Below are 9,161 nucleotides of genomic sequence, written 5' to 3' on the forward strand. Positions count from 1 at the left end.
GTAAGTTATACGGAATTTTAAATGATCATAAAAGCACAAAGTCCTGCCGGGTTTGCAGAGCAGTATATCGTTGAATCCATCTGGAATGGTGGCTTTCCTCCCGGTTCAATATTGCCGGCTGAACGCGAGTTGTCTGAATTAATCGGCGTAACAAGAACGACATTACGTGAAGTGTTACAACGCCTGGCCCGAGATGGTTGGTTAACCATCCAACACGGTAAACCCACCAAAGTTAACGATTTTTGGGAAACGTGTGGGCTAAATATCTTAAGCACTCTGGCGGAATTGGATCAGGAAGGTATTCCGGATTTGGTTGAAAATCTGTTATCAGCCAGAACCAACTTAAGTGCCATTTTTATTCGTGCCGCGGTGAAAAACAATCCCGAAAAAGTCGTTGAACTGGTCAATAAATGTCTGGAAACGGAATGCGATGGTGAAGAATTCGCACAGAACGATTACCAACTGCATCATGATTTAGCTCTGGCATCATCGAACCCTATTTATGTGCTGGTTCTAAATGGCTTTAAAAACCTATATTCTCGCCTAGGTGGATTGTATTTTGCCCATGAAGATGCCCGCAAGCTCAGTCTGAAATTTTATCAGGAACTCATTGCCGTGGCAGAAAATGGTCATTTCAATGAATCGGTACAGGTGGTTCGTACCTACGGTGTTGAATCCGGTAAAGTCTGGTACAAACTCAAAGAAGACGTGTTGCGGGAATTAGCGCGTTAATTGCACGACCTTTCAATATTTCATAAATAAACCCTGTTGATCAGGGTTTATTTTTGCCCGCAATATATGGGTTAAATTATTTTTTCAATAAACCCTTGAATAATATCTTCCGTAATACCATCTATATCTAATCTGATAGGCATTGGTATTCATTGAAAAACCAAGTAAACTACTCGGGTTTTTTTATTTATCTAGTTAGCAAATTTTGAGGATTTTATGGAAACCATTGAAAAGATCAAACAACAGATTGCCGAGAACCCAATTCTCATCTTTATGAAGGGCTCACCTAAGCTTCCAAGTTGTGGCTTTTCATCACAAGCTTCACAAGCACTTATGGCCTGTGGCGAAAAATTTGCCTACGTTGATATCCTGCAAAACCCCGATATCCGCGCCGAGTTGCCTGGTTATGCTAACTGGCCAACATTCCCACAGTTATGGGTTGAGGGTGAGCTGATTGGTGGTTGTGACATCATCATGGAAATGTACCAACAAGGCGAATTGCAACCACTCATCAAAGAAGTGGCTGCCAAGCAATCACAAGAGTAATCTAATTATTTAAATCGAGTGGTTTAGCCACTCGATACCGCATTGGCCATTCGTTTTGTCAATGCACGCTTTTAAAACAACTATGTGTTAATAAATGGAGAACAACATGAGTGTATTAGTAGGTCGTCCTGCTCCTGATTTCACTGCTGCAGCTGTACTAGGTAACGGCGAAATCGTAGATAACTTCAACCTTAGTGAAACCATCAAAGGTAAGAAAGCGGTAATTTTCTTCTACCCGCTAGACTTCACTTTCGTTTGTCCGTCTGAGCTAATTGCTTTTGACAAGCGCTTTGAAGAGTTCCAAAGCCGTGGTGTTGAGGTTATTGGTGTTTCTATCGATTCTCAATTCAGTCACAATGCATGGCGTAACACTCCAGTTAACGAAGGTGGTATTGGTCCGGTTAAATACCCACTAGTTGCTGACGTTAAGCACGAAATCTGTCAGGCATATGACGTAGAGCATCCAGAAGCTGGCGTGGCGTTCCGTGGTTCTTTCCTTATCGATGAAGAAGGTAATGTTCGTCACCAGGTTGTGAACGATCTACCTCTTGGCCGTAACATTGATGAAATGCTACGTATGATCGACGCTCTTCAATTCCACTCAGACCACGGTGAAGTATGTCCGGCGGGTTGGAACAAAGGCGATGAAGGTATGACTGCATCCGCTGATGGCGTAGCATCTTACCTTTCAAGCAACGCTGACAACTTATAATTTAGTTGCTTGTTGTGCTCAAAAAGCTGCCTGTAGGCAGCTTTTTTTATGGCTAAAATTTATTTTTAATACCGTCATACGAATTATTATTTACCGACTAGACTTAAAGAAGACACTTTCGATTTACCGCTTTTCAAGGACGAACTGCAATGTTTTCTACCAGTCGGGAACAATTCTTCGCGATAGCACTAATGCTGTCGGGTTCCTATCTCATTATCTCTTCCACTGAATTCATGTACCATGCCTTAGGCATCCTGGCATTAAGTCTGTTTTTTCTGCTATGCCTAAATAGCATGCAGCGCATCGTCAATGACAGCAAACGGGGGAAACGCTCGGCAATCGCATTGCGAATGCATCGCTGTTCGTTTCGTTATAAAACCCGGTTGATGGTGCTGGCGATTAGTTTGCTATCGATACTCGAGTCGGTGCGCTATTTCCCGGAAAACCTTGCTGTTGCTATCGCGTTATTTGCGATGATTCTGGCAATTCGCGAATGGATTGCACTGATGCAATGGCTGAAAACCATGCAGCGACGAACCATGCAGCGACGAACCATGCAACGACGAACCATAAGACATTAATACCAATCACATTAAATTATTGCTCACTCAGTGAGAATTTAAACGCTTTTAGGCAAGGCTTTGATTGCAGAGAATGGTTATTCCATTTTTAAAATCAGTCAAAATCAGTAACGCAGGATAAACACCTTTAAAACTCACCCATAGGGAGTTAGTGAGTGGCCCATTTACGGCCCTAACTCTGAGTTGTGCACAAACTCAATATTGGTATAAGCATCATGCCGACAGGTGAGACACCTTATACCTTGGTTTATAGGGGGGTAACTCAATTTTCCGATTATCGCTGATGACATTATTGCCAGCGTCCCGCACGAAAAACCTGCCGTTCTCCAAATGAAGATAGTGTTCAGCGATAAGATAGGTTACATTGCCTTGTTTTTTCATCACTTATAACACTAATACCTAATGCCTGATTTTCCTCTTACCCAAAAACTCACCGCCGTGAGTCTTGTTTCCTTGCTAGTTATCTCCCAGTCATATGCCAATGACAATGCCGCGGTGAGTGCGGAACCTGCACAAACAGCAAATACAGCACATACACCTATTGAGCAACGCTCTCACGACAGCAACGAGACGACCCACCATCGAGACGAAGAAGAACATCATCAAGACGAGCACCATGAAGAAGAGCATCATGGCGATCATCACAGCGAATCGATTGAAAGAATTCAGGTCAGGGCGACACGTTTGGGGCGAATAGTCAGCGATGCGCCGATGCGGATCGAAGTGATAAATGGCGAAGAAATTCAGGAAAAAGCGTTAATGCGTCCGGGCAATATTTCCATGTTAGTCGCCGAAACCGGCGGCGTTCGTGTACAAACCACATCACCGGCATTAGGTAGCGCCAATATTCGCCTGCAAGGATTATATGGTCGTTACACTCAACTATTAAGCGATGGATTGCCGTTATTCGGTGGTCAGGCATCGTCCATTGGTTTATTACAAATTCCACCAACGGATCTCGCTAATGTTGAAATCATTAAAGGCTCCGCGTCTTCACTTTATGGCGGTTCCGCACTTGGTGGGGTGATCAATCTCATTTCTCGTCAACCATCCGACGAATTTGAAGGAGAAATGTTATTAAACCTGACCTCAAAAGATGGTCAGGACTTAACGGGTTATTTTGCCAGCCCATTAAACGATGAGTTTAGCGCGTCACTTACTGCCGGCGCTCATCATCAGGCCAATAAAGATCTCGATGATGATGGCTGGATTGATCTCGCCGGCTATGAAAGAGTTACCGCCAGACCACGTTTATATTGGCATTCAGATAATGGCGCTAATTTGTATGTGACGCTTGGGGTTATGAACGAAGACCGAACCGGTGGCACCTTACCGGATCAGACCGTGCCCGATGGCACTGAGTTTATGCAGACTCTTAATACTCAGCGTCATGATTTAGGATTTGTGTTTGATCAAACTTTCTCAGATGCGATGACACTCAGCCTACGTGGTTCGGCAATGCAACAGCAGGATGAACACCGTTACGGTTTAGTGTTTGAAAACGATGCACATGAAAACTATCTGCTGGAGTCCAGTTTTTCCGGATACAACGACAATACCGATTGGGTGGTTGGCGTTGCCTTTCAGTCAGAGGTGTTCGATTCTGCCTCTTTTCCAACATTTAATTATTCTTACCAAGTTCCAGGGGTATTCTCCCAAGTTGATCATGCACTCACTGACGATATTTCTGCCTCGGTCAGTGCCCGTGCCGATTGGCACAGTGAATATGGTACTCAATTTAGTCCAAGGGTTTCTATGCTATACAACCCAGGAAACTGGACGCTTCGCGGCTCGTACGGGAAAGGTTATTTCGCGCCAACGCCATTTGTTGAAGACATCGAAGCGGTCGGTCTATCACGTCTTGCACCGATTGAAGATATCGACGCGGAAGAGGCGACTACCGCATCCATCGATGCCACATATACCTATGGCAGTATCGAAACCGGATTGACCTTGTTTGGTTCGAATATTGATGGCGTTACCGAATTAGACGTTATTGACCCAGCCATTATTGACCCAGCCGTTATTGACCCAGTTACAGTGGTAAACGATAAGCAGGTTCGACTAATCAACGCACCGGGTGTAAGCCGCATTCGCGGCGCTGAACTGTTAGTTCGTTATCGTTGGCACGATGTGAAGTTTACCGGCAGTTATTTATATACCGATTCCAGCAAGCCGGGCGAGGGCGGTTTCGACCGTACTCCGATTGCCTTAACGCCTAAACATTCTGCCGGCGGCGTTATCATGTGGGAGCAACACGGTAAAGGGCTACTTGGCTTTGAAGCCTATTACACCGGCACTCAAAGATTGGAAAACAACCCGTATCTTAGCGAAGGCAAGCCCTATTGGCACTTAGGGCTATTAGGGCAAATCACTATCGGCCAAGTTAGCTGGTTTCTAAATGCTGAAAACCTGTTAAACGTTCGTCAAACCAAGGTTCACCCTTTGGTACTGCCGCAACAGGCACCAAGCGGCACCTGGACCACAGATATTTGGTCACGTAATGATGGCTTTACTGTGAATGGTGGTGTCCGGATACAATTTGGTGATTAAACCCCCTTCGAGTAGAAATAAAAGGGGTTTCTACACCTTACGGTATTACTGATACTTCTCAGTAATACCGAATCGAGATACGTGATTGGTATTACTCAATTTAAACCATAAAACTTTACGTAAAACCGAATTACCATGCCAGCTCAGTAATTCCTGCTTAAAACCTATCACTTATCCAATAACCCATTGATGTTAAATTAAAAAGCAAGATCTATTAATGTCAATTGTACAGACTTATACCAATCAATTTAAATTATTGCTCACTCAGTGAGAATTTAAAGGCTTTTAGACAAGGCTTTGATTGCAGAGAATGGTTATTCCATTATCTCAAAATCGGCCTAAATCAGTAACGCAGGGTAAACGCCTTTAAAACTCACCCGTAGGGAGTTAACCAGAGGCCCATTTACGGCCCTATATTTCATTAATATAGAATGACTATATCAATGAAAGCTATGTTGTAACTGAACCTCTGCCCTAACTCTGAGTTGTGCACAAACTTAATGTGATTGGTATTACGACGCCGGCTCACTAAGTCTTACAGCACACCCGCGTTTACCAATACGTCTCAGTAATTACGGCAATACATCAATATGTATTCCCCTAACATTCTGAATTAATTATCAAATGTTGTTAACGGCAAAAAATTACCATGCTGGCTCAGTAATCGAAAAATAAAGATTTTGATTTACTAAGACGTCATCGTAAATCCCCGTTAAGACACATTAAAAACCTCTAACGGTTTGTATTTACGCCAAAATGCTTGGGTTACTAGGGGTATTACCATAGACCGCTCAGTAATATTCGAGGGTTAGGAGGCTGACCGTTAGGTGACGGGAAATATGTTTTTAATGGCTTGAATTTGTGAATGTTTCTGGTAGTTTATGATGACGTTCGTAGACGGGAATTACCATGCTGTCTACATAATAAGCTGTTAGGAAGACTGATCTTCCGTGTACAAATTTAAGGGAAGCGGTAACATCAGGGAAGAGTGTTTTTTCAGATTAATATCAATCCAGCACATCAACTTCCAGGCAGCGTATAGTTTCATAAGTAAATAAATCGAGCGTATGAAATGAAAGATCGTATATCTTTTCTCAGCGCAAGTTTATGAGTAAAGTGTTGGCAAAGAGTAAGTTGCAGTCGACAATGACGCTGGCTTTCCTAACAAGTGCCTTAAAATCGGACGTAAAACGCTTGGCTACGTTTGATAAACATTATAGCCAAGCATTTTCCGCCGTTTAGGCGGGCGTTAGGAAGACTGATCACCCGTGTACAAATTCAAGGGAAGCGGTAACATTAGGGAAGAGTGTTTTTTCAGATAAATATCAATCCAGCACATCAACTTCCAGGCAGCGTATAGTTTCATAAGTAAATAAATCGAGCGTATGAAATGAAAGATCGTATATCTTTTCTCAGCGCAAATTTATGAGTAAAGTGTTGGCAAAGAGAAAGTTGCAATCGACAATGACGCTGGCTTTCCTAACAAGTGCCTCAAAATCGGGCGTAAAACGCTTGGCTACGTTCGGTGAATATTATAGCCAAGCATTTTCCGCCGTTTAGGCGGGCGTTATATTTACCACCAGCGATTTATCGTAGAAACCAGGAATGGTTGAAATGTCAGGGAATGGCGCAGGAAAGTAAGTAAACTCACTTCGCACATCAATTCCCAGGCAACGTAAATATTCAGCGTAAACCTTCCGATATAGCGTATAAAAATCGAGATAGCGGAAGTCAAAAATAGTACATCGAATAGGGCAGCGTAAATTCCAAAAAAGTGGAAATATAACAAGTGCCTTAAAATCGGACGTAAAACGCTTGGCTACGTTCGATAAACATTATAGCCAAGCATTTTCCGCCGTTTAGGCGGGCGTTATATTTACCACCAGCGATTTTTCGCAGAAACCAGGAATGGTTGAAACGTCAGGGAATGGCGTAGGAACATAAGTAAACTCACTCCGCACATCAATTCCCTGCGAACGTATATATTCAAGCGTAAATATCCAGACATTGCGTATAGAAATCGGGATAGCGGAAGTCGAAAATTGCGCATAGAATGGGGCAGCGTAAATTCCCAAAAAGTTGAAATATAACAAGTGCCTTAAAATCGGACGTAAAACGCTTGGCTACGTTCGACAAACATTATAGCCAAGCATTTTCCGCCGTTTAGGCGGGCGTTATGAGCTTATGAACCGCACCGTGAGCGTGAATACTCAATTTCAAAGGATTTAATAATGAGTGACATTACAAAACCTATAGCATTATCTATTTATGCAAATTTATTTAGAAATCCTGCGGCTATTATATTTCTAATTCTCTTCATGCTTATCTATACGATAATTTTTTCAGTCGCTATTTCAGATAAGAATGTTGATATTTTGGAGTTGGTTAAAGCTGCACCATTTGCTGTATCTGCAGCTGTGTTAGGTATTTTTTCCATTATTTTCTGGGCATTAAATTATATCGGTAAGACTCAGAAAGTCGAGTTGACCATCAAAGAAGCAGAAGCGCTATTTCGTATTCGCAAACGATTGATAGATGAGGTTTTTGACGAGCCCTCGCCAGAACCAACTGTTGAGCTAGCTGCCTTGAAAGCACACCTTCTTCTTGCTGGAGGTGAGCTAAATGCGGAGCCAGAGACTCCTTCAACAAAGCTAGGCTTTGAGTATTCTGATGCAGTTAAAGCCCTATTAAAACGCTCATAACAAGTTGCTTAAACGGACAAAAAATAGCTGGCTTTTGCTCGTTCCTCGCTAATTTTAGCCAGCTAATTTATTGCCGCTTAGCAAAGCGTTATGATTTCCTTAGGATTCGTGTGACTATCAAATTAAATACCAGAATAGAAGATATCAACTTACAAGACTTACCGTTTGCCACAGATGTTTTAAGTGAGTTGGATACGCACAAAATAGAAGTTGGAATACCTTCTGTAGGTAGTGTGAATCTGTCCAAGGTTGTTGGCACAACACATCCAGATTATTGTGGGAAAACATGGGGCGAATTGAAACCAATTCCAGGTACTCTAGGTGGAGATTTTGTTAATAACGTCCAAATAAATTGCCAACCATTAAAGCGTGCCTACGGAAACGTAAAAGATTTAGATAATAACCCACAATATTATTTAAACAACGAAGAGAAATATCATTGGTCTTTTTATGAAATTGATGGTGATTATTATATTTCTTCCGGTAACAATAGAACTGTAATCGGCCGATTATTTCTTCATCTTAACGATAAAGAACCTATTGTTCATGGGGTAAAAGTTACACCTGCAAAATTTAAAGAAGAGTTGATGAAACCTGACACAACTGAGAATGATAAATCAGGTATATTTAGCTGGATAGCTAGAGTCTTAAAAACATAACAAGCTGTTCAACAAGGACAAAATACAGTTGGCTTTTGCTCCTTCGTCGCTTAATTTTAGCCAACTATATTTTGCCTGTTAACAGGGCGTTATGTTTCAATCAATTTATCAGTCATAGGATGTAACATGTTGGATTATAGGTCGTTTTTACCCAAAAAAATCGATAATACCTATGCTGGTAATAAAGTAGCACTTTGGTTTTTCTATTTATTGACCGCTATTACGTTGTGGCGTAGTCAGCATCACTTGTTTGCAGCAGATGGTGGGGCGCAATCGATTGCCACCATACCCCTAGATACATACTCTTCTGAAGCATCTTCTACAGTAATCGGTATATTTGCGCTTTGGGGGTTATCACAATTAGTTATAGGCTTTATTTATCTAGTAGTTTGTTTACGATACAAAGCGTTAATACCTCTGATGTATTTCCTTGGTGTTATTGAATACGGAATGAGAGCATTTTACATAGGTGCCTACAAACCAATAGAAACGGTTGGTGATGCTCCAGGGGCGCTCATTAATCTACCATTTATGCTGCTATTCAGCCTCATGCTCGTGCTTTCGCTATGGAGAAAGAGCAAACTCGACAACTAGAAACATAACAAGAGACTATGGCGTCAATAGTTAATTTTGAGCTTTTGGCGCTTCCCACATCACCCCATCTCTAAGCATGGAA

8 protein-coding genes are annotated in these 9,161 nt (G+C 42.1%); all 8 read left to right on the forward strand.

Annotated elements, in window-relative coordinates:
• Positions 1-21 precede the first annotated feature (21 nt).
• The 8 genes from fadR to ACHUFQ_RS14065 all read left to right on the forward strand — a co-directional run bounded on the left by fadR (position 22) and on the right by ACHUFQ_RS14065 (position 9,079).
• Positions 22-732, forward strand: coding sequence for a fatty acid metabolism transcriptional regulator FadR (gene fadR / locus ACHUFQ_RS14030; protein ID WP_394176470.1), 711 nt, complete (start codon positions 22-24; stop codon positions 730-732).
• Positions 733-948: 216 nt separating this feature from the next.
• Positions 949-1,278, forward strand: a complete 330-nt coding sequence (locus ACHUFQ_RS14035) for a Grx4 family monothiol glutaredoxin (RefSeq protein WP_394176471.1) — start codon at positions 949-951, stop codon at positions 1,276-1,278.
• Positions 1,279-1,384: 106 nt separating this feature from the next.
• Complete coding sequence (locus tag ACHUFQ_RS14040) at positions 1,385-1,990, forward strand: peroxiredoxin (RefSeq protein ID WP_394176472.1); 606 nt, start codon at positions 1,385-1,387, stop codon at positions 1,988-1,990.
• 149 nt (positions 1,991-2,139) lie between these two features.
• Positions 2,140-2,571 carry a hypothetical protein gene (locus ACHUFQ_RS14045; RefSeq protein WP_394176473.1) on the forward strand — a complete coding sequence of 144 codons (432 nt, stop codon included), beginning with the start codon at positions 2,140-2,142 and terminating at the stop codon, positions 2,569-2,571.
• Between the two features lie 402 nt (positions 2,572-2,973).
• The gene (locus ACHUFQ_RS14050; protein ID WP_394176474.1) at positions 2,974-5,124 is read left to right on the forward strand and encodes a TonB-dependent receptor plug domain-containing protein; all 2,151 of its coding nucleotides are present in this window, start codon (positions 2,974-2,976) and stop codon (positions 5,122-5,124) included.
• A gap of 2,231 nt (positions 5,125-7,355) precedes the next feature.
• On the forward strand, positions 7,356-7,826 hold the full coding sequence (locus ACHUFQ_RS14055; RefSeq protein WP_394176475.1) for a hypothetical protein: 471 nt from the start codon (positions 7,356-7,358) through the stop codon (positions 7,824-7,826).
• Between the two features lie 110 nt (positions 7,827-7,936).
• Positions 7,937-8,485, forward strand: a complete 549-nt coding sequence (locus tag ACHUFQ_RS14060) for a hypothetical protein (protein ID WP_394176476.1) — start codon at positions 7,937-7,939, stop codon at positions 8,483-8,485.
• Between the two features lie 126 nt (positions 8,486-8,611).
• Positions 8,612-9,079 (forward strand): hypothetical protein, encoded by a 468-nt coding sequence (locus ACHUFQ_RS14065; protein WP_394176477.1) that lies wholly within the window; start codon positions 8,612-8,614, stop codon positions 9,077-9,079.
• The last annotated feature ends 82 nt before the right edge of the window (positions 9,080-9,161 follow it).

It is taken from the genome of Thalassotalea litorea (assembly GCF_043642205.1).
Classification (GTDB): Bacteria; Pseudomonadota; Gammaproteobacteria; order Enterobacterales; family Alteromonadaceae; genus Thalassotalea_A; species Thalassotalea_A litorea.

Coding starts and splice junctions, on each gene's coding strand:
- ACHUFQ_RS14035 (WP_394176471.1), top strand. CDS start 949: ATGGAAACCATTGAAAAGATCAAACAACAGATTGCCGAGAACCCAATT.
- ACHUFQ_RS14055 (WP_394176475.1), top strand. CDS start 7,356: ATGAGTGACATTACAAAACCTATAGCATTATCTATTTATGCAAATTTA.
- fadR (WP_394176470.1), top strand. CDS start 22: ATGATCATAAAAGCACAAAGTCCTGCCGGGTTTGCAGAGCAGTATATC.
- ACHUFQ_RS14065 (WP_394176477.1), top strand. CDS start 8,612: ATGTTGGATTATAGGTCGTTTTTACCCAAAAAAATCGATAATACCTAT.
- ACHUFQ_RS14050 (WP_394176474.1), top strand. CDS start 2,974: ATGCCTGATTTTCCTCTTACCCAAAAACTCACCGCCGTGAGTCTTGTT.
- ACHUFQ_RS14045 (WP_394176473.1), top strand. CDS start 2,140: ATGTTTTCTACCAGTCGGGAACAATTCTTCGCGATAGCACTAATGCTG.
- ACHUFQ_RS14040 (WP_394176472.1), top strand. CDS start 1,385: ATGAGTGTATTAGTAGGTCGTCCTGCTCCTGATTTCACTGCTGCAGCT.